1 protein-coding gene is annotated in these 262 nt (G+C 56.9%); it reads left to right on the top strand.

The window, feature by feature from the left end; genetic code table 11:
* The coding region (locus tag ACH107_RS33895) for a hypothetical protein (RefSeq protein WP_412509934.1) at positions 1–262 on the top strand (262 nt) is incomplete at both ends.

Here is a 262-nt window from a genome sequence, read left to right as displayed (position 1 = left end):
ATGTGATGCTCGTGCTGTTTCAGGCAACCCAGGACAATGCCATCTTCGACAAGGATGGGATGAGCGTTTTCTTGCCGAGCGGAGAGCATTTCAGCACGATCGAGATCGACAGGGCGGAATACCTGAGCGGCGAGTCGGATGAGGCATGGGCCTGTCTGAACGCACTGGCATCGTTCCGGAGCCGCTTCTTCAGTGCTTGGCGATTCCTAAATAGAATTGGTGGCGAGTACCGGATGGCAGAACGTGCCAAGGTGGCTCGGCC

It is taken from the genome of Roseovarius halophilus (ex Wu et al. 2025) (genome assembly GCF_047086965.1).
Note: the sequence above shows the minus strand (reverse complement) of the source record. Positions and strands in the feature narration are given on the sequence as shown.